Here is a 19409-nt window from a genome sequence, read left to right as displayed (position 1 = left end):
GGTGGGTCGTACGGTGGATCCATGCGGCCCGTTTCCAGCATCGAACGCACGGTGGCGCCCTTCGAGGTCGTCAGCCCCTACCAGCCCAGCGGCGACCAGCCGCAGGCCATCGCCGATCTCGCCCGGCGCATCACGGCAGGCGAGAAGGACGTCGTCCTGCTCGGCGCGACCGGCACCGGCAAGTCCGCCACCACCGCGTGGATGATCGAGCGGCTTCAGCGCCCCACCCTGGTCATGGCGCCGAACAAGACCCTGGCCGCCCAGCTGGCGAACGAGTTCCGGGAACTCCTGCCGAACAACGCCGTCGAGTACTTCGTCTCGTACTACGACTACTACCAGCCCGAGGCCTACGTCCCGCAGTCGGACACCTACATCGAGAAGGACTCCTCGATCAACGAGGAGGTCGAGCGGCTGCGCCACTCCGCCACCAACTCGCTGCTCACCCGGCGTGACGTCGTCGTGGTGGCCTCCGTGTCCTGCATCTACGGCCTCGGCACCCCGCAGGAGTACGTGGACCGGATGGTCCCCCTCAAGGTCGGCGAGGAGATCGACCGCGACCAGCTGCTGCGCCGCTTCGTGGACATCCAGTACACGCGCAACGACGCGGCCTTCACCCGCGGCACCTTCCGGGTGCGCGGCGACACCATCGAGATCTTCCCGGTCTACGAGGAGCTGGCCGTCCGCATCGAGATGTTCGGCGACGAGATCGAGGCGCTGTCCACCCTGCACCCCCTCACCGGCGAGATCATCAGCGACGACGAGCAGCTGTACGTCTTCCCGGCCTCCCACTACGTCGCGGGCCCCGAGCGCATGGAGCGGGCCGTCAACGACATTGAGAAGGAGCTGGGCGAGCGCCTGGCCGAGCTGGAGAAGCAGGGCAAGCTGCTGGAGGCCCAGCGTCTGCGCATGCGCACCACGTACGACCTCGAGATGCTCCGCCAGATCGGCACCTGCTCGGGCGTGGAGAACTACTCGATGCACTTCGACGGCCGCCTGCCCGGCTCCCCGCCCAACACCCTGCTCGACTACTTCCCGGACGACTTCCTGCTCGTCATCGACGAGTCGCATGTGACCGTGCCGCAGATCGGCGCCATGTACGAGGGCGACGCCTCCCGCAAGCGCACCCTGGTGGACCACGGCTTCCGGCTGCCCTCCGCCCTGGACAACCGCCCGCTGAAGTGGGAGGAGTTCCAGGAGCGCATCGGTCAGACGGTCTACCTCTCGGCCACCCCGGGCCAGTACGAGCTCTCGCGCTCCGACGGCGCCGTCGAGCAGATCATCCGCCCCACCGGTCTGGTCGACCCCGAAGTCGTCGTCAAGCCGACCGAGGGCCAGATCGACGACCTGGTGCACGAGATCCGCGAGCGCACCGAGAAGGACGAGCGGGTCCTGGTCACCACGCTCACCAAGAAGATGGCCGAGGACCTCACCGACTACTTCCTGGAACTCGGCATCCAGGTCCGCTATCTGCACAGCGACGTCGACACCCTGCGCCGCGTGGAGCTGCTGCGCGAACTGCGCGCCGGCGAGTACGACGTCCTGGTCGGCATCAACCTCCTGCGGGAGGGCCTCGACCTGCCCGAGGTCTCCCTGGTGGCCATCCTCGACGCGGACAAGGAGGGCTTCCTGCGCTCCGGCACCTCGCTGATCCAGACCATCGGCCGCGCGGCGCGAAATGTCTCCGGCCAGGTCCACATGTACGCGGACAAGATCACCCCGGCGATGGAGAAGGCCATCGACGAGACCAACCGCCGCCGGGACAAGCAGATCGCGTACAACAAGGCCAACGGCATCGACCCGCAGCCGCTGCGCAAGAAGATCAACGACATCGTCGCGCAGATCGCCCGCGAGGACGTCGACACCGAGCAGCTGATCGGCTCCGGCTACCGCAAGTCCAAGGACGGCAAGGGCGCCAAGGCCCCCGTGCCCTCGCTCGGCGGCAAGGCGGCCAAGACCAAGGGCAAGGCCAAGGAGACGGTGCCCAGCGACCGTCCGGCGGCCGATCTCACCGATCAGATCGAGGAGATGACCGCGCGGATGCGCGCCGCCGCGGCCGATCTGCAGTTCGAGATCGCGGCCCGGCTGCGTGACGAGGTCTCCGAGATGAAGAAGGAACTGCGCCAGATGAAGGAGGCGGGCCTGGCCTGACGGGACAGGGGTGACCGCGCGGGGGCCCGCAGTGTTGCAAGACCGACACAAAGTGCGGACCTGGGTTAGGCACTGTCAGTGCCCCTGCGTAGGGTTCTCGTCATCCGCGGACTCCGCGGCAACAGGGGACAGTTCGAGAGGGGAATCAGCGCGTGACCGTCAACATGACCAAGGGTCAGGCCATCAGTCTGCAGAAGAACGACGGCGGCAGCCTGACCGCGGTGCGCATGGGTCTCGGCTGGCAGGCGGCCCCCCGGCGCGGCCTGTTCGGCTCGCGCACCCGGGAGGTCGACCTGGACGCCTCCGCCGTCCTGTTCGCCGACAAGCAGCCGGTCGACGTCGTCTTCTTCCGCCACCTGGTGAGCGACGACGGCTCGGTCCGGCACACCGGTGACAACCTGGTCGGCGGTGTCGGCCAGGGCGGCGACGACGAGGCGATCCTCGTCGACCTGCAGCGCATCCCGGTCCACATCGACCAGATCGTCTTCACCGTGAACTCCTTCACGGGCCAGACCTTCCAGGAAGTGCAGAACGCCTTCTGCCGGCTGGTCGACGAGACCAACGGCCAGGAGCTCGCCCGCTACACGCTCGCGGGCGGCGGCGCCTACACCGCCCAGATCATGGCCAAGGTGCACCGCACCGGCCCGGGCTGGACGATGACGGCCATCGGCACGCCCGCCAACGGCCGTACCTTCCAGGACCTGATGCCGGCGATCCTGCCGCACCTGTAGGCCCACCGGCGAGCAGCACACTTCCCGACACGACACACAGCGACACAGGGGGACGAAGGCGATGACGGCCGAGCTGGTGCGGGGGCAGAACCACCCGCTCTCCCAGGCCCGTCTCGAGATCCGGGTCTCGGCCGGCGCGCCGATCGTGGCGGGCGCCACGCTCAGCGACGAGAACGGCAAGGTCCACGGCGCGGAGTGGGTGGCCCATCCGGGCGCGCCCACCCTGCCGGGTCTTGAGGTGTCCCGGCAGGCGGCCGCCGACCATCGCCTCGCGGTGGACCTGGACGCCGTGCCGGAGTCCGTGCACCGGGTCAGTGTGCTGCTCGCCCTGCCCACCGGCGTGGGGGGCCCGGTCCGCTTCGGAGCGGTCGCCGCCCCCTTCGTCGCGGTCACCGGCCTCGACGGCACCGAGGTGGCCAGCTACACCATCACCGGACTCGACGCCGAGTCGGCCGTCGTCGCCCTGGAGCTCTACCGCCGCCAGGGCGCCTGGAAGGTGCGCGCCATCGGCCAGGGGTACGCGGGGGGCCTCGCCGAACTCCTCGCCGACCAGAACCTGCCCGAGGCAGGCCTGCTGGCGAGCGGCATCAACGACGCGGTGGCCCAGGGCGTCGCCCGCTCGGTCCCGGCGCCGCCCCAGGGCGACCGCTCCCGGCAGCCCGCCGCCCCCGGCCCCGACCAGGGCGGTTCCGCGCCCACCTCGCCGTACGGCACCCAGGGCGCCTCCGCCGTACCGCCGCCGCCCGCCACGCCGCCCTACGGAGGGCAGCCGCCGCAGACGCCCGCGGACGGCTATCCGGCGGCGCCCGCCGATCCGCCCACCTCCGGCGGTGTCGACTACAGCCATCCGCGCCGGCGGAACACCACTCCGCCGCCGCCCGCCCCGCCCGCGGCCCCCGCCCAGCCGGGTCAGCCCGGGCAGCCCGTCGCGGGCGACGCCACCGGCTGGTCCATGGACGAGCGGCTCTACAACCAGGTCTGGGGCATGTTCGAGGACCTGGCCCGGTCCACGGCCGCCTACCGCAGCGCCGTCGACTTCGCCGACTCGCGCATGGAGAAGGAGCTCGACCAGGTCCTGTCCGATCCGCGCAGCCGGATCGGCGGTCAGGGCGACGCCGCACGCGAGGCGGCCCAGGCCAAACACGCGCAGCTCGTGGACCAGGCGCGGGCCACCCTCGACCGGGACCTCGCCCAGCTCACCGCCGAGTGCGAGGTCGTCGAGCCCGCGCTGCCGCCCGCGTACGCCCGCTGGGACAACCCCGTCTGGCACGCCTACCGCGTGCCGATGGAGACGCCCATGGCCCTGCGGCTGGGCGATCTGCATCTGCCCGAGAGCGAGCCGCTGCGCATCCCGATGCTGGTCCGGCTGCCGCTGGAGCGCGGGCTGTGGATCGACAGCGGAGCGCCCGGGTCGGTCGACGGCGCCTTCCACGACTCGCACGACCTGCGCCGCCTCGCCCTGGAGGCGGCGGTGGCGCACGCGGCCCGGCTGCTCGCCGTCTATCCGGCGGGCGACTTCACCGTTCATGTCGTCGACCCGGCAGGCTCCGGGGCCCAGGCGCTCGCCCCGCTCGTGCAGACCGGCGTGCTCGCCTCCCCGCCAGCCGTGGGGGCGGCCGGGGTGACGGAGGTGCTCGGCAGGCTCACCCAGCGCGTCGACCTGGTGCAGATGGCGGTGCGCGGCGGTGCGTCCGAGTCGCTGCCGCCCGGCTTCGACACCTCCGAGCAACTGCTGATCGTCAACGACTTCCCGCACGGCTTCGACGACCGGGCGGTGAACCAGCTGCGCTATCTCGCGGACGAGGGACCGTCCGTCGGCGTCCACCTGATGATGGTCGCCGACCGGGAGGAGGCCAGCGCCTACGGTCCGTTGCTGGACCCGCTGTGGCGTTCGCTGCTGCGACTGACCCCGGTGCCCGAGGACCACCTCGCCGACCCCTGGGTGGGGCACGCCTGGACGTACGAGCCCCCGCTCGCGCCGCCCGGCAGCCAGGTGCTCCAGCAGGTGCTCGCCCAGGTGGCCGCGGCCCGCCGCAACTGGAACCGGTAACCCTGATCTGGCCTTTACAAAGCAACCGTAAAGCCATCCCGACCTGGGGTTTTGGTTCTTCTTTTACTTAGCTCTTTACCTTTCCTTGGTCATTGGGTACTCTCGTTCGTGCGGAGGGGAGTACTCCCTGTCTACTGCGGCGTCCCCGTCAATACGGATCAGGCCAGATCCCGGGGCGTCGGCCCGATCTCGGGTGGAAGAGACCTCCGGCAGCGACGACGCTGACATTTGCCGTTACGTACTGCCGGAGGCGCAGTGGATGTTTCCCTGACCCTGTGGGTCCTCACGATCGTGGGCCTCGCCGCCCTGATCGCGGTCGATTTCTTCATCGGCCGCAAGCCGCACGACGTGTCCATCAAGGAAGCCGGAATCTGGACCGTCGTCTGGGTCGTCCTGGCCGGGCTCTTCGGCCTTGGTCTGCTCTTCTTCGGCGGCGGACAGCCCGCCGGTGAGTTCTTCGCCGGCTTCATCACCGAGAAGTCGCTGAGCGTAGACAACCTCTTCGTCTTCGTCCTGATCATGGCGAAGTTCGCCGTGCCCTCGCAGTACCAGCAGCGGGTGCTGCTGGTGGGTGTGCTGATAGCCCTGGTGCTGCGCGCGATCTTCATCGCCGCCGGAGCCGCGATCATCGCCAGCTTCGCCTGGGTGTTCTACATCTTCGGCGCGTTCCTCATCTGGACCGCCTGGAAGCTCATCCAGGAGGCGCGGGCCGAGGAGGAGGACGAGGAGTTCGAGGAGAACAAGCTGCTCAAGGCCGCCGAGCGCAGGTTCGGTGTCGCCGACCGCTACCACGGCACCAAGCTGTGGATCCAGCAGAACGGCAAGCGGGTCATGACCCCGATGCTCGTCGTGATGCTCGCGATCGGCTCGACGGACGTCCTGTTCGCCCTGGACTCCATCCCCGCGATCTTCGGCCTGACGCAGGACCCGTACATCGTCTTCACCGCCAACGCGTTCGCGCTGATGGGTCTGCGGCAGCTGTACTTCCTCATCGGCGGCCTGCTGAAGAAGCTGGTCCACCTCAGCTACGGCCTGTCGATCATCCTCGGCTTCATCGGCGTGAAGCTCGTGCTGCACGCGCTGCACGAGTCCGGGGTGCACGTCCCGGAGATCAGCATTCCGGTCTCCCTCGGCGTGATCTGCTCGGTCCTGATCGTCACCACGATCACCAGCCTGCGCGCTTCCAAGAAGCAGGCGGCGGCCGAGGCGGCGCAGAAGGAGAGCGAAGGCGCTCCGAAGGACAGCATCGAGGCCTGACGGCTTCGGGCGTAGCAACAACCATCACCGGGAGGGGTGCGCGGCGATTGCCGCGGACCGCTCCCGGTGATTGCGTTGTCCCGAGCGCGTTTCCCGGCCTGGGAGCGCAGTGCCCAGCGGAGGTAATCCGTGAAGTTCGTGCAGATCATCGACTTCGAGACCGAGCGCCTCGACGAAATGAACCAGCTGATGGACGACGCCAGGCAGCGCATGGCGGACCGGGAGGGCGGTCCCACCCGGCGGATGCTCCTCCAGGACCGTGACACGCCCGGGCGCTACTTCGCGGTGATCGAGTTCGACTCGTACGAGGAAGCCATGCGCAACAGCGAGAACCCCGAGACGACCAAGATGGCCGAACAGATGGGTGCTCTGTGCACCCGGGAGGCCCGCTACCTCAACTGCGATCTGCTGGACGCGGAGGACCTCACCTAGCCCGGTGCAGCGCGACGGGCCCCGTGCGACCGACATGCGGGGCCCGTCCTCCTTTGCGACGATCACTGCATGATCACTCGGCTGAGGTCGCTCGCCCTTCAGTGGACGTTCCTCGTGCCGGTGCTCGCGGTCGTCCTGCTGGCCTTCACCTGGGGCCGGGATCTGCCGGGCGCGGTCGTCGCCGTGGTCACGGTGGTGCTCGCCGGAGCCGTCCTGGCCGCCGTCCACCATGCCGAGGTCGTGGCGCACCGGGTGGGGGAGCCCTTCGGCTCCCTGGTCCTCGCCATCGCGGTCACCGTGATCGAGGTCGCCCTCATCGTCACCCTCATGGCGGACGGCGGCTCCAAGGGCGCGACGCTCGCCCGGGACACCGTCTTCGCCGCCGTGATGATCACCTGCAACGGCATCGTCGGTCTGTGCCTGCTGGTCGCCTCCCTGCGCCACGGCACCGCGGTCTTCAACCCCGAGGGCACCGGCGCCGCGCTCGCCACCGTCGCCACCCTCGCGACCCTCAGCCTGGTCCTGCCGACGTTCACGACCAGCGAGCCGGGCCCGGAGTTCTCCACCCTCCAGCTCACCTTCGCCGCGATCTCCTCGCTCGTCCTGTACGGCCTGTTCGTCGCGACCCAGACCGTGCGGCACCGCGACTACTTCCTGCCCATCACCCGGCAGGGCGAGGTGATCACCATCGACGACCACGCCCTCGCCCCGAGCGCCCGCACCGCGATGATCAGCCTCGGACTGCTGGGCCTGGCGCTGGTCGGCGTGGTGGGGCTCGCCAAGGCGGTGTCGCCGACCATCGAGTCGGGCGTGGAGTCGGCCGGGCTGCCGCATGCCGTAGTCGGCGTGATCATCGCCCTGCTGGTGCTGCTGCCCGAGACGATCGCCGCGCTGCGCTCCGCCCGCCGGGACCGGGTGCAGACCAGTCTGAACCTCGCGCTCGGTTCGGCGATGGCGAGCATCGGGCTGACCATCCCGGCGGTCGCCCTGGCGACGATCTGGCTCTCCGGCCCGCTGGTCCTCGGCCTCGGCGCCACGCACATGCTGCTGCTCGCCCTCACCGTCGTGGTCGCCTCCCTCACGGTCGTGCCGGGCCGGGCCACACCTCTCCAGGGAGGGGTGCACCTGGTGATCTTCGCCGCCTACCTGGAACTCGCGATCAATCCATGACCGGCGCCGGCGCCGGTGCCACGGGCCGCGCCGGACGCGTCTCCGGCAGCAGCGCGAAGCAGCCCAGGCTGAGCAGCGCGATCCCGGTCAGATACGCCCCCACGCCCCACGGCACCCGGCCCCCCTGCTCGGCCAGCGCGGTCGCCGCGAGCGGCGTGAGCGCGCCCCCGAGGACCCCTCCGAGGTTGTAGCCGACCGCGGCGCCCGTGCAGCGCACCCGCGGCTCGTACAGCTCCGGCAGATAGGCGGCGATGACGGCGAACATCGTGATGAAGGCGAGCATCGCCCCCAGGAAGCCGAAGAACATCAGCAGCGGCGATCCGGTGGCGAGCAGCGCCACCATCGGGAACATCCACACCGCGGCCGCCGCACACCCGGCCAGGCACATCGGCCGGCGCCCGTACCGGTCCCCGAGCAGCGCCGCCAGCGGGGTCAGCGAGCCCTTCACCAGGACGGCGCCCATGATGCAGACCAGCATGACCGTACGGCTCACCCCGAGCCGTTCCGTGCCATAGGCCAGGGACCAGGTGGTCACGGCGTAGAAGATCGCGTACCCGATCGCCAGCGCGCCCGCGGTCAGCAGGACGAGCCGCCAGTGGTCGCGCACGACCTCGGCGAGCGGCACGCGCGCGTGGTCGTCGATCTTCAGGAACTGCGGGCTCTCCGTGAGCGACGACCTGAGCCACAGCCCCGCCACGGCCAGCACCCCTGCGGCCCAGAACGGCACCCGCCAGCCCCACTGCGCGAACTGCGCCTCGGACAGCGAGGCCGCGAGCGCGAGCGTCACACCGTTCGCGAGCAGAAAGCCGACCGCCGGACCGATCTGCGGAAAACTCGACCACAGCCCACGCCGATCGGCGGGCGCGTGCTCCGCGGTCAGCAGCACGGCGCCGCCCCACTCCCCGCCGAGTCCCAGACCCTGCAGGAAGCGCAGGACGAGCAGCAGCACCGGAGCGGCCACCCCGATCGTGTCGTACGTCGGTACACAGCCGACCGCGACCGTCGAGGCGCCGGTCAGCAGCAGGGAGGCGACCAGGACCGGCCTCCGCCCGTGCCGGTCGCCGATGTGCCCGAAGAGCACCGAGCCGAGCGGCCGGGCCACGAACCCCACGCCGAAGGTCCCGAACGCGGCCAAAGTCCCCGCCACCGGCGAGAACGTGGGGAAGAACAGTGGCCCCAGGACCAGCGCCGCCGCGGTCCCGTAGACGAAGAAGTCGTAGAACTCGATGGCCGTCCCGGCGAGCGAGGCGGCCGCGAGGCGGAGCATGGAGGGCGCCCTTACGGTGCGTACGTCGTGCATGCCGCGTCAACTACCCACAGTGATCGTGGGTTACGGGGGCGCGTGGGGGTGGTCAGTAGGTGACGGTGATGCGCCGGGAGGGGCCGTCGACCCGTACGAGACCGCCATAGGGGATGACCAGTTGGGGACTGGTGTGGCCGAAGTCCACATCGAAGACGATCGTCGTGTTCGGGGCATACATACGCATCGCGCGCAGCACGGCCTCGCGTTGACCGGCGGCGTAACGATCCGCCTCCTCCGGGCTGTTCGGGTGCTCGAAGGACCAGGTCTTCGGCCGGCCCATCAGCAGGGCGGAGAAGCGCTGGAGGAGCCCTCGTTCGCCCATGTTCCGCAGGGTGCGGAAGACTTCCTCGGCGCTCGGCAGCTCCTCCGAGGTCTCCAGGAGCAGCACGCCGCCCTCGAACTCGGACAGATCGCGCGGAATCTCGCGGTCGGCCATCAGCAGCCAGCCGAGGATCTCCAGGCAGCCGCCCCAACTGCGGCCCTCCACCACGTGGTCGGCGTTCACCCAGGTCCATCCCGTGCCGGGCCGGGTCGGTGGTTCGGTCTCGAAGGTCACGGGATCCTGCCAGTCCCGGTCGATGTCGTTCGAGCGCTCGGCGGGCGTGAGTTCGTGCGCACCGGAGGTGAACAGGGCGGCCCGCAGGGAGTCGGCGGTCAGCTGATCCATGGCCACCGGACGCCCGAGCGCGGTCATCACGGTCGCGCCGTGATAGCCGACGATTCCGGTGCTGTGCAGAAACGCGAGCAGGTTCGTGTTGTCGCTCATCCCGAAGAACGGCTTCGGGTTGGCCCGGATCAACTCCCGGTCCAGGAAGGGCAGCACGGTGATCTGATCGTCGCCGCCGATCGAGGCCATGATCACCTTGATGTCCGGGTCGGCGAAGGCGGCGTTGACGTCGGCGGCCCGCTCCTGCGGGGTCGCGCCCATCCTGCGGGTCGTCGGGTACTCGACCGGCACGAGGCCGTATTCCTCGCGCAGTCGCTCCAGGCCCAGGTCGAAGGGGTGCGGGAAGAGGCCGGGCAGCCCGGCGCCGGGCGAGATCACGGCGATACGGTCGCCGGGCGAGGGCTTGGGCGGGTACGAGATCGTCGTCATCCGGGGAGGGTATGGCCCCTCACCGCCTCGGCGCACCGTGATAAACCGGGTCTGAGCAGCGGTCCTCCTCGGGGCCGCGCATGTCGAACGGACCGGAGGAACCGTGCCCCGCACCCTGGCCAACGCCCCGATCATGATCCTCAACGGACCCAATCTGAACCTGCTCGGCCAGCGTCAGCCCGAGATCTACGGCTCCGACACCCTCGCGGACGTCGAGGCGATGTGCGCCAAGGCGGCGGCCGCGCACGGCGGGACGGTGGACTTCCGTCAGTCCAACCACGAGGGCGAGCTGGTCGACTGGATCCACGAGGCGCGGCTGAGCCACTGCGGGATCGTCATCAACCCGGGCGCCTACTCCCACACGTCCGTCGCGATCCTGGACGCCCTCAACACCTGTGACGGCCTGCCGGTGTTGGAGGTCCACATCTCCAACATCCACCAGCGCGAGTCCTTCCGCCACCACTCCTACGTGTCGCTGCGCGCCGACGGGGTCGTCGCGGGGTGCGGGGTGCAGGGTTACGTCTTCGGCGTCGAGCGGGTGGCGGCGCTGGTGGGAGCGGCGCGAGCGCAGGCCTGACGCACTCCGGGCCGCCGGCCGAGGGCGGGGAATGAGACCGGCGGCCCGTTCCGCTCAGGAGCCGTCATCCTGTGCGGGTTGCCTCAAGTCGACCGCGCGACGGGATGTAGGGGGAGCGCGCGCGGGGCGCGGGTGCGTGCGAAGCGTTCACACGGGGCGCGTGGAACACGTGGAAGAGGACGCGCGGGGCGCATGGCGGTGAAGTCGCGCCCAGCGTGCGGTGAAGGGGTGCACGCCCCGCGCGCACCCCACCGTTCACCACCCCCGCGCGCGCCACTCCGGCAGGTGCGGGCGCTCCGCGCCGAGCGTCGTGTCGTTGCCGTGTCCGGGGTAGACCCAGGTCTCGTCCGGCAGCACGCCGAAGATCTTCGTCTCGACGTCGTGGATGAGACTGGCGAACGCCTTCGGGTCCTTGCGGGTGTTGCCCACGCCGCCCGGGAACAGACAGTCCCCCGTGAACACATGGGGGTGCCCGTGCGGGTCGTCGTAGACCAGGGCGATGGAGCCAGGCGTGTGCCCGACCAGGTGGCGCGCGGTGAGTTCCACGCGCCCCACGCGGATGACGTCCCCGTCGTCGACCGGGACGTCGGTCGGCACGGGAATGCCCTCGGCGTCCTCGCGCCCCGCGTACGTGCGCGCGCCGGTGGCCTCGACGACCCGGGCGAGCGCCTGCCAGTGGTCACCGTGCTGATGGGTGGTGACGACGGACGCGATGCCGTCGTCACCGATCATCCCGAGCAGCGCGTCCGCGTCGTTGGCCGCGTCGATCAGCAGCTGCTCGTCCGTGGCCCGGCAGCGCAGCAGATAGCAGTTGTTGTCCATCGGACCGACCGCGATCTTGGTGATCATCAGGTCCTTCAGCTCGTGCACGTCCGCCGGGCCGCCGACCGTCACGTCTCCGCTGTACGTCATGGCGGCAGCCTATAGCGGCGGCAGCGTCGGCAGCGGCCCTCCGGAGGCGGTCAGCGCGGAGCCGTCGCGCCGGCCGCAGAGCCAGCCGAGCAGGTCCGCGTCGCGGCCACTGACGGTGACCGGTTCCCCCGCGTCCCCTCCGGTGGGGATGCGGCGGCCGTCGTCCTCCGCGATCATCACCGCGGGCACGCCCGGGTTGCCCCGGAAGCGTGCCGCAAGAAAGTTGATCTCCCGCTGGACGAACTCCTCCGGAAGATCCTCCAGCTCGTACCCGATGCCGAGGTCCACGTGGTGCAGCTCCACCTCGACCCAGCGCCGGAACGGCACCCGGGACGCGGAGTCGGTCACGCCGTTGCGCAGCTCCACCGTGCGTGACCAGTCCGCGGGCGCCTCCCCGGCCCGGGCGAAGCGGGCCGCGCTCTCGCGCACGTCGGCGAGCTGGACGTCGAGGGCGCGCGGGGCGTCCCGCTCGATGTCGGCGTCCCGTGCCTCGCCGGAGACGTACATGGGACGCCCTTCGAGCACGTTCACGAGGGCGTCCGCGTTGCGGGCGAGATGGGCGAGGACATGGCCGCGGGTCCAGCCGGGAAGCCGTGACGGCTCGGCGACCGAGGCGTTGTCCATTTTGGCCGCTGCGGTGAGCAGCCGTTCGGTCGCGTCACGTACAGACGCCAGGTCATGAGCGTGATCAATCATGCTGCTGACCTTAGTCCCGCCACTCCTTCGGGTGAAGGTGGTGAAGCGGTGCCGTAAATCGAATGCGCGTGCTATATGGTCGGACGTGGCGTCGGGCATGCTGGATGGTTGGGGATTGTTACTCCTCCGGGAATCCGACCGGCGTTGTCAGTGGCTCCCCCTAGTCTGAAGAACGACGGGGGCCCCGCCCCTGTCACTTCTCTCAAGAAAGGTGCGGACCGGCGTGGCCGACCGTCTCATCGTCCGTGGCGCGCGCGAGCACAACCTCAAGAATGTCTCGCTCGATCTGCCGCGCGACTCGCTCATCGTCTTCACGGGCCTGTCGGGGTCGGGCAAGTCCTCGCTGGCCTTCGACACCATCTTCGCGGAGGGCCAGCGGCGCTACGTGGAGTCGCTGTCCTCGTACGCCCGCCAGTTCCTCGGCCAGATGGACAAGCCGGACGTCGACTTCATCGAGGGCCTCTCGCCCGCGGTCTCCATCGACCAGAAGTCGACCTCGCGCAACCCCCGGTCGACGGTCGGCACCATCACCGAGGTCTACGACTACCTGCGCCTGCTCTTCGCGCGCATCGGCAAGCCGCACTGTCCTCAGTGCGGCCGCCCGATCTCGCGCCAGTCGCCCCAGGCCATCGTCGACAAGGTGCTGGAGCTGCCCGAGGGCAGCCGCTTCCAGGTGCTGTCGCCGCTGGTGCGCGAGCGCAAGGGCGAGTTCGTCGACCTGTTCGCCGACCTCCAGACCAAGGGCTACTCCCGCGCGCGGGTGGACGGCGAGACCGTCCAGCTCTCCAACCCGCCCACGCTGAAGAAGCAGGAGAAGCACACCATCGAGGTGGTCATCGACCGCCTCACCGTGAAGGACTCCGCCAAGCGCCGCCTCACCGACTCCGTCGAGACCGCCCTCGGCCTGTCCGGCGGCATGGTCGTGCTGGACTTCGTCGACCTCCCCGAGGACGACCCCGAGCGCGAGCGCATGTACTCGGAGCACCTGTACTGCCCGTACGACGACCTCTCCTTCGAGGAGCTGGAGCCGCGCTCCTTCTCCTTCAACTCGCCCTTCGGCGCCTGCCCCGAGTGCACGGGTATCGGCACGCGCATGGAGGTGGACCCCGAGCTGATCGTCCCCGACGAGGACAAGAGCCTCGACGAGGGCGCCATCCACCCCTGGTCGCACGGCCACACCAAGGACTACTTCGGCCGGCTCGTCGGCGCCCTCGCGGACGCGCTGGGCTTCCGGACCGACATCCCCTTCGCGGGCCTGCCGCAGCGCGCCAAGAAGGCCCTGCTGTACGGCCACAAGACGCAGATCGAGGTCCGCTACCGCAACCGGTACGGCCGCGAGCGGGTCTACACCACGCCGTTCGAGGGCGCGGTGCCCTTCGTCAAGCGCCGGCACAGCGAGGCCGAGTCCGACGCCAGCCGTGAACGCTTCGAGGGCTACATGCGCGAGGTGCCCTGCCCCACCTGTGAGGGCACGCGCCTGAAGCCGATCGTCCTCGCGGTCACGGTCATGGAGAAGTCGATCGCCGAGGTCGCGGCGATGTCGATCAGCGACTGCGCCGACTTCCTCGGCAAGCTCAGGCTCAACGCCCGTGACAAGAAGATCGCCGAGCGCGTGCTGAAGGAGGTCAACGAACGGCTGCGGTTCCTGGTCGACGTCGGCCTGGACTACCTCTCGCTCAACCGTGCGGCGGGCACCCTGTCCGGCGGCGAGGCCCAGCGCATCCGCCTCGCCACCCAGATCGGCTCCGGCCTCGTGGGCGTGCTGTACGTCCTCGACGAGCCGTCCATCGGCCTGCACCAGCGGGACAACCACCGGCTGATCGAGACCCTGGTCCGGCTGCGCGACATGGGCAACACGCTCATCGTCGTCGAGCACGACGAGGACACCATCAAGGTCGCCGACTGGATCGTGGACATCGGCCCCGGCGCCGGTGAGCACGGCGGCAAGGTCGTGCACAGCGGCTCCCTGAAGGAGCTGCTCGCCAACGCCGAGTCGCAGACCGGTCAGTACCTGTCCGGCAAGAAGTCCATCCCGCTGCCCGACATCCGGCGCCCGCAGGATCCGACCCGGCAGCTCACGGTGCACGGCGCCCGGGAGAACAACCTCCAGGACATCGACGTCTCGTTCCCGCTCGGTCTGTTCACGGCGGTCACCGGCGTCTCCGGCTCCGGCAAGTCGACGCTGGTCAACGACATCCTGTACACGCACCTGGCCCGCGAGCTGAACGGCGCCCGGAGCGTCCCGGGGCGACACACGCGCGTGGACGGCGACGACCTCGTCGACAAGGTCGTCCACGTCGACCAGTCGCCCATCGGCCGCACCCCGCGGTCCAACCCGGCGACGTACACCGGTGTCTTCGACCACATCCGCAAGCTGTTCGCGGAGACCACCGAGGCGAAGGTCCGCGGCTACCTGCCCGGCCGCTTCTCCTTCAACGTCAAGGGCGGCCGCTGCGAGAACTGCGCGGGCGACGGCACCATCAAGATCGAGATGAACTTCCTCCCGGACGTCTACGTCCCGTGCGAGGTCTGCCACGGCGCCCGGTACAACCGGGAGACCCTGGAGGTCCACTACAAGGGCAAGTCCATCGCCGAGGTCCTGAACATGCCGATCGAGGAAGCCATGGACTTCTTCGAGGCCGTCCCGGCGATCAACCGCCACCTGAAGACGCTGAACGACGTCGGCCTCGGCTACGTCCGGCTCGGCCAGTCCGCCACCACCCTGTCCGGCGGTGAGGCCCAGCGCGTGAAGCTCGCCAGCGAGCTGCAGAAGCGCTCCACCGGACGCACGGTCTACGTCCTGGACGAGCCGACCACCGGTCTGCACTTCGAGGACATCAGCAAGCTGCTGAAGGTCCTGGCGGGCCTGGTCGACAAGGGCAACACGGTCATCGTCATCGAGCACAACCTCGACGTGATCAAGACCGCCGACTGGGTCGTCGACATGGGCCCCGAGGGCGGCGCGGGCGGCGGCCTGGTCGTCGCCGAGGGCACCCCCGAGGAGGTCGCCGCGGTCCCGGCCAGCCACACCGGCAAGTTCCTGCGGGAGATCCTCGGCGACCGGATCAGCGACGCGGCCTCCGTGCGGGCCCCGCGCAAGGCGGCGGCGAAGAAGACCGTCGCGGCCAAGTCGACGGCGAAGAAGACCGTCGCCGCCAAGTCCACGGCGAAGGAAACCGCCACCGCGCGGACGGCGAAGGCCGCCAACAACACCGCCGCCAAGAAGGCGGCCGGAGCCACCAAGAAGGCGGCACCGGCGAAGAAGACGACCCGGGCCCGCAAGGCCTGAGCCCGTCCGGCCGTACGGCGAAGCGCCCCCGCGGAAACCTCCCGCGGGGGCGCTCGGCGTTCACGCGCTCTCGGTTCGCGACACCCGTGCGCGCCTACTTCCTCTCGGGCTCCATGAACTCCATGTCCAGCTGGATCTTCACCACGTCGCTGAGCAGCCCGCCGCCGAAGTCCAGCCCGAAGTCGCTGCGCCGGATCTCGCCCGTCGCCTCGAACCCGGCGTGCCGCCTGCCGTCGAAGTCGCCGAGCCCGCCGAACTCCACGGCCAGCGTCACCGGACGGGTCACGTCCCCGATGGTCAGCTCGCCCTCCATCGACCAGTCGTCGCCCGCCCCCGACACCCGGGTCGAGCGGAACGTCATCGTCGGCCGCTTCTCCACGTCCAGCAGATCGGCGGCGCGGGTGTGCGCGTCGCGATCGGGGTTCCCGGTGTCGATGGAGGCCAGCGCGATCTCGGCGCTCACCCGGATCTCGTCGGCCCGCTCACCGACGTACAACTCGGCACTCACCTCGCGGAAGCGGCCCCGCACCTTGGCGATGCCGAGGTGGCGGATGGTGAAGTTGACGGCCGAGTGCAGCGGGTCGAAGGGCCACCGGCCGGGGGCGAGCGGCAGGGGCACGGCGGTGGTCAAGGCGTTGTCCTGAGTCATGCCTCCACCCTGCGTCGGCCGTCGCACCGGAGGGAGGCCGCGTCGAGGGTGGTAGTGCGAGGGCCACGCTCCGAGGGGTGTGCGCGCGGTACGTTGCGAGGGTGAGCGAGAACGAGCTGGGAGCCTTCCTGCGCAGCCGCCGCGAGGCCGTGGAGCCCGCCGAGGCCGGACTGCCCACCGGACCGCGCCGACGCACCCCCGGTCTGCGCCGCGCCGAGCTGGCCACCCTCGCCGGCGTCAGCGTCGAGTACGTCACGCGCCTCGAACAGGGCCGCGACCGCAACCCGTCGCCCCAGGTCCTCGGCGCCCTGAGCGACGCCCTCCGGCTCACCGTGCCGGACCGCGTCCTGCTGCGCCGCCTCGCCAAGGAGGCCACCGGCGGCAGGGCGTCGTGCACGCAGGCCGTGCCCCCCACCCGGACGGTCCGGGCCGGACCGCGCGCCATGCTCGACCGCCTGGAACCCACCCCCGCCGTCCTGCTCAACTGGATCGGCGACATCCTCGCCTGGACGATGGGCTACGACCGGCTCGCCCGCCCGCTCGGCCTGCTCGACGAGGAACGCCCCAACCTGCTCCGCTACGTCTTCACCGACGAGCGCGCCCGCACCGCGTTCCCCGCCTGGGACCGCCTCGCCGACGAACAGGTCGCCCACCTCAGGCACGAGGCCGTGCCGCAGGACCCGTACGTGGCCGCGCTCGCCGACGAGCTGACGATCATCGCGGGCGCCGCCTTCAGCGACCGGCTCTCCGCCGTCCCCGCGGCGCCGCGGCAGGCCGGAGCCGAGGTCGTCGTCCACCCCGAGGCCGGCACGCTGCGGCTGACCTACGAGACGCTCGCGCTCCCCGACGACGGCCAGCGCATGGTGGTCCAGCTGCCCGCCGACGAGGCCACCGCCACCGCCCTCGACCGCCTCAACGGCCGTACGCCCGGTGCCCTGCGCGCGGTCAGCGGGTGACTCAGCGGGTGAGCGGTGCGCCGGCCAGCTCGGTGGCGTAGGGCGGTTCCGCGCCCGCGCGCGAGCAGGTGATCGCCGCCGCGCGCGCCGCGAAGCGCAGCAGGGCCGTCCAGTCGTCCGCGCCGAACCGTGCGAGCGCCCGCGGGGACAGCGCGTCCCGGAGCGACAGACCGTGCAGCAGGGCCGCGTTCACGGTGTCCCCGGCGCCGATCGTGTCCACGACGTCGACCTTCTCGCCGGGTACGGAGTGCTCAGCGCCGTCGCGGGTGAGGACGGTGAGGCCGTCGCCGCCATGGGTGACCACCACGGCCCCGGGTCCCTCGGCCAGCCACGCGCGCGGGGTGCCGCCGAGCCACTCGGCGTCCTCCGCGGACAGCTTGAGCAGTGACACCGACGGCAGCCAGGAGCGGAACCGGGCCCGGTAGGCGTCCGGGTCGGCGATGAGGCCGGGGCGGATGTTCGGGTCGAGGGCCGTGAACACGCCCTGCGCGGCCGCGCCGCGCATCAGCTCCTCGTAGGCGGTCGCACCCGGCTCCAGGACGAGCGAACAGGTACCGAAGGACACCGCGCGCGTGCCGTCCGGGAGGGCCGCGGGCGCCGTGAACAGGCGGTCGGCGGTGCCGTCGACGTAGAAGGAGTACGCGGCCGAGCCGCCCTCGTCGACGGTGGCGACCGCGAGGGTCGTCGGCTCGCTCCCGCGCTGCACGCCCGACACGTCCACCCCGTCCCGCCGCAGCCCGTCCAGCAGGGCCTCGCCGAAGGCGTCGAGGGAGACGCGGGAGCAGAACGCGGTGGGGGAGCCGAGGCGGCCGAGGGCCACGGCCGTGTTGAAGGGGCCGCCGCCGAGCGCGGGGCGCAGACTCGCGAGGGCGCCCGTGCCCTGCGGCACGAGGTCGATCAGGGCCTCACCGGCGACGACGATCACGGGACGGTTCCTTTCGCTGGGGCGGGGAGCGGTTCGGGGCAGCCGCAGGAGGTGCGGTGCACGAAGGCGCAGTCCAGGCGCACGGTCCGGGCGGGCCGGTCGGGTTCCGCGAGCCGGTCCAGGAGCACGCGGACGGCCTGGGCGCCGATCTCCTTGCTGGGCTGGGCGATGGCGGTGAGCCTCGGCTCGAACAGATCGGCCCAGGCGAAGTCGTCGAAGCAGCACAGGGCGATGTCGTCGGGCACGGACAGGCCGTGGGCACGCAGGGAGCGCAGGGCGCCGATGGTCATCGCGTTGTTGGCGGTCACCAGGGCCGTGGGCGGTGCGGCGAGGGAGAGCAGCCGTGCGGTGGCGCGTTCGGCGCCGGCCGACTCGGAGTCGCCGTGCGCGACCAGGCGTTCGTCGTGGGGGAGACCGGCGTGCGCGAGCCCGTGCCGGTAGCCGGTGATCCGCTCGCTGGTGGTGCTGAGCCCGGGCCGCCCGGCGACCAGGCCGATCCGCCGGTGGCCGAGCTCCGCGAGGTGGGTGACCAGCCGGGTCGTCGGCTCGGCGCTCGCCGCGCACACCTGGTCGAAGTGCGGCGCGGACCCTTCGTCCACCAGCCGGTCGAGGAAGACGGTGGGTACGGCGTGCCGGCGCAGGTAGGCGAGGAGCTCGGCCGGGTTGGCGGAGGGTGCCACGATCATGCCGTCCACGCGCCGCTCGTGCAGCAGCTGGACGACCTTGCGCTCGTGGTCGGGGTCGTCGTGCGGATCGGCGATGAGCAGGCTGTAGCCGTGCTCCAGGGCGCCGGCCTCGACGCCCTGGAGGATCTCCGTGAAGTAGGGATTGCTGATCGCGGACACCGCGAGGCCGATGGACCGGGTGCGGGCGGTGACCAGGGAGCGGGCCAGGGAGTTCGGGGTGTAGCCGAGGCGGTCGACGGCGTCCAGGACGGCCTGCCGGGTGTGGGGGAGGACCGGGCGGGTGCCGTTGAGGACATGCGAGACGGTCGCCACGGAGACGCCCGCGTCCCGGGCCACGTCGGCCATGGTCGGCATCGCGGATCCCCCTGCTCGGGTCGTGTCCCTGGTGCTTCGCCGGGCTGCGCGCCTGGTGCCTCCTCTGGCGGCGCGCCCGGTGCTTCTGGCCGGGAAGGTATCCCATTCGACGGCTGACGTAAACGCTTGCGCAAGCGTTTACGTCAGCCTGCCCTCACCCCGCTCCCGCCCGACCCGG

16 protein-coding genes are annotated in these 19409 nt (G+C 70.8%); 9 read left to right on the top strand and 7 right to left on the bottom strand.

Annotation, left to right across the window (positions count from 1 at the left end):
• Positions 1-21 precede the first annotated feature (21 nt).
• From uvrB to AC068Z_RS29825, 6 genes are all read left to right on the top strand, one after another.
• Complete coding sequence (gene uvrB / locus AC068Z_RS29850; RefSeq protein ID WP_478562328.1) at positions 22-2148, top strand: excinuclease ABC subunit UvrB; 2127 nt, start codon at positions 22-24, stop codon at positions 2146-2148.
• 152 nt (positions 2149-2300) lie between these two features.
• Positions 2301-2879 (top strand): TerD family protein, encoded by a 579-nt coding sequence (locus AC068Z_RS29845; RefSeq protein WP_451724768.1) that lies wholly within the window; start codon positions 2301-2303, stop codon positions 2877-2879.
• A 61-nt stretch (positions 2880-2940) separates the two neighbouring features.
• Positions 2941-4929: a TerD family protein gene (locus AC068Z_RS29840; RefSeq protein WP_478562324.1), complete on the top strand. Its 1989-nt coding sequence runs from the start codon at positions 2941-2943 to the stop codon at positions 4927-4929.
• A 255-nt stretch (positions 4930-5184) separates the two neighbouring features.
• Entirely contained in the window at positions 5185-6186 is a 1002-nt protein-coding gene (locus AC068Z_RS29835) for a TerC/Alx family metal homeostasis membrane protein (protein ID WP_478562321.1), read from the top strand.
• Positions 6187-6315: 129 nt separating this feature from the next.
• Positions 6316-6618 carry a hypothetical protein gene (locus AC068Z_RS29830; RefSeq protein ID WP_478562318.1) on the top strand — a complete coding sequence of 101 codons (303 nt, stop codon included), beginning with the start codon at positions 6316-6318 and terminating at the stop codon, positions 6616-6618.
• A 69-nt stretch (positions 6619-6687) separates the two neighbouring features.
• Entirely contained in the window at positions 6688-7788 is a 1101-nt protein-coding gene (locus AC068Z_RS29825; RefSeq protein ID WP_478562315.1) for a calcium:cation antiporter, read from the top strand.
• Here the strand turns inward: AC068Z_RS29825 and AC068Z_RS29820 are convergent.
• Positions 7778-9055 (bottom strand): MFS transporter, encoded by a 1278-nt coding sequence (locus AC068Z_RS29820; protein ID WP_478562312.1) that lies wholly within the window; start codon positions 9053-9055, stop codon positions 7778-7780. The genes AC068Z_RS29825 and AC068Z_RS29820 overlap by 11 nt on opposite strands.
• A gap of 85 nt (positions 9056-9140) precedes the next feature.
• Complete coding sequence (locus AC068Z_RS29815; RefSeq protein ID WP_478562309.1) at positions 9141-10187, bottom strand: S66 family peptidase; 1047 nt, start codon at positions 10185-10187, stop codon at positions 9141-9143.
• Positions 10188-10290: 103 nt separating this feature from the next.
• Here AC068Z_RS29815 and aroQ point away from each other — a divergent pair, with 103 nt between their 5' ends.
• Positions 10291-10764: a type II 3-dehydroquinate dehydratase gene (gene aroQ / locus AC068Z_RS29810; RefSeq protein WP_478562307.1), complete on the top strand. Its 474-nt coding sequence runs from the start codon at positions 10291-10293 to the stop codon at positions 10762-10764.
• A gap of 255 nt (positions 10765-11019) precedes the next feature.
• On the opposite strand, the gene AC068Z_RS29805 is transcribed toward aroQ, so the two are convergent.
• Both AC068Z_RS29805 and AC068Z_RS29800 read right to left on the bottom strand, forming a co-directional pair.
• Entirely contained in the window at positions 11020-11676 is a 657-nt protein-coding gene (locus AC068Z_RS29805; protein ID WP_478562304.1) for an MBL fold metallo-hydrolase, read from the bottom strand.
• 9 nt (positions 11677-11685) lie between these two features.
• The gene (locus tag AC068Z_RS29800; protein ID WP_478562301.1) at positions 11686-12372 is read right to left on the bottom strand and encodes a maleylpyruvate isomerase family mycothiol-dependent enzyme; all 687 of its coding nucleotides are present in this window, start codon (positions 12370-12372) and stop codon (positions 11686-11688) included.
• 223 nt (positions 12373-12595) lie between these two features.
• On the opposite strand from AC068Z_RS29800, the gene uvrA reads away from it, so the two are divergent.
• Positions 12596-15661 (top strand): excinuclease ABC subunit UvrA, encoded by a 3066-nt coding sequence (gene uvrA, locus AC068Z_RS29795; RefSeq protein WP_478562298.1) that lies wholly within the window; start codon positions 12596-12598, stop codon positions 15659-15661.
• 94 nt (positions 15662-15755) lie between these two features.
• Here the strand turns inward: uvrA and AC068Z_RS29790 are convergent, their stop codons facing one another.
• Positions 15756-16310, bottom strand: coding sequence for a YceI family protein (locus AC068Z_RS29790; protein ID WP_478562295.1), 555 nt, complete (start codon positions 16308-16310; stop codon positions 15756-15758).
• A 101-nt stretch (positions 16311-16411) separates the two neighbouring features.
• Between AC068Z_RS29790 and AC068Z_RS29785 the strand changes: the two genes are divergently transcribed.
• Positions 16412-17266: a helix-turn-helix domain-containing protein gene (locus AC068Z_RS29785; protein ID WP_478562292.1), complete on the top strand. Its 855-nt coding sequence runs from the start codon at positions 16412-16414 to the stop codon at positions 17264-17266.
• Between the two features lies 1 nt (position 17267).
• On the opposite strand, the gene AC068Z_RS29780 is transcribed toward AC068Z_RS29785, so the two are convergent.
• Together AC068Z_RS29780 and AC068Z_RS29775 are read right to left on the bottom strand one after the other, a co-directional pair.
• On the bottom strand, positions 17268-18191 hold the full coding sequence (locus tag AC068Z_RS29780) for a carbohydrate kinase family protein (RefSeq protein WP_478562289.1): 924 nt from the start codon (positions 18189-18191) through the stop codon (positions 17268-17270).
• Positions 18188-19231 carry a LacI family DNA-binding transcriptional regulator gene (locus AC068Z_RS29775; protein ID WP_478562286.1) on the bottom strand — a complete coding sequence of 348 codons (1044 nt, stop codon included), beginning with the start codon at positions 19229-19231 and terminating at the stop codon, positions 18188-18190. Before AC068Z_RS29775 ends, AC068Z_RS29780 begins: the two co-directional genes overlap by 4 nt.
• Positions 19232-19409 lie beyond the last annotated feature (178 nt).

It is taken from the genome of Streptomyces sp. NPDC043726 (assembly GCF_056436565.1).
The sequence above is the reverse complement of the archived record's forward strand: the minus strand, read 5'-3'. Positions and strand labels throughout refer to the sequence as shown.

Bases quoted from the DNA above. Each gene is read 5' to 3' on its own strand.
- AC068Z_RS29790 (WP_478562295.1), bottom strand. From the start codon at position 16,310: ATGACTCAGGACAACGCCTTGACCACCGCCGTGCCCCTGCCGCTCGCC.
- AC068Z_RS29815 (WP_478562309.1), bottom strand. From the start codon at position 10,187: ATGACGACGATCTCGTACCCGCCCAAGCCCTCGCCCGGCGACCGTATC.
- AC068Z_RS29840 (WP_478562324.1), top strand. From the start codon at position 2,941: ATGACGGCCGAGCTGGTGCGGGGGCAGAACCACCCGCTCTCCCAGGCC.
- AC068Z_RS29825 (WP_478562315.1), top strand. From the start codon at position 6,688: ATGATCACTCGGCTGAGGTCGCTCGCCCTTCAGTGGACGTTCCTCGTG.
- AC068Z_RS29820 (WP_478562312.1), bottom strand. From the start codon at position 9,055: ATGCTCCGCCTCGCGGCCGCCTCGCTCGCCGGGACGGCCATCGAGTTC.
- AC068Z_RS29800 (WP_478562301.1), bottom strand. From the start codon at position 12,372: ATGATTGATCACGCTCATGACCTGGCGTCTGTACGTGACGCGACCGAA.
- uvrB (WP_478562328.1), top strand. From the start codon at position 22: ATGCGGCCCGTTTCCAGCATCGAACGCACGGTGGCGCCCTTCGAGGTC.
- AC068Z_RS29805 (WP_478562304.1), bottom strand. From the start codon at position 11,676: ATGACGTACAGCGGAGACGTGACGGTCGGCGGCCCGGCGGACGTGCAC.
- AC068Z_RS29775 (WP_478562286.1), bottom strand. From the start codon at position 19,231: ATGCCGACCATGGCCGACGTGGCCCGGGACGCGGGCGTCTCCGTGGCG.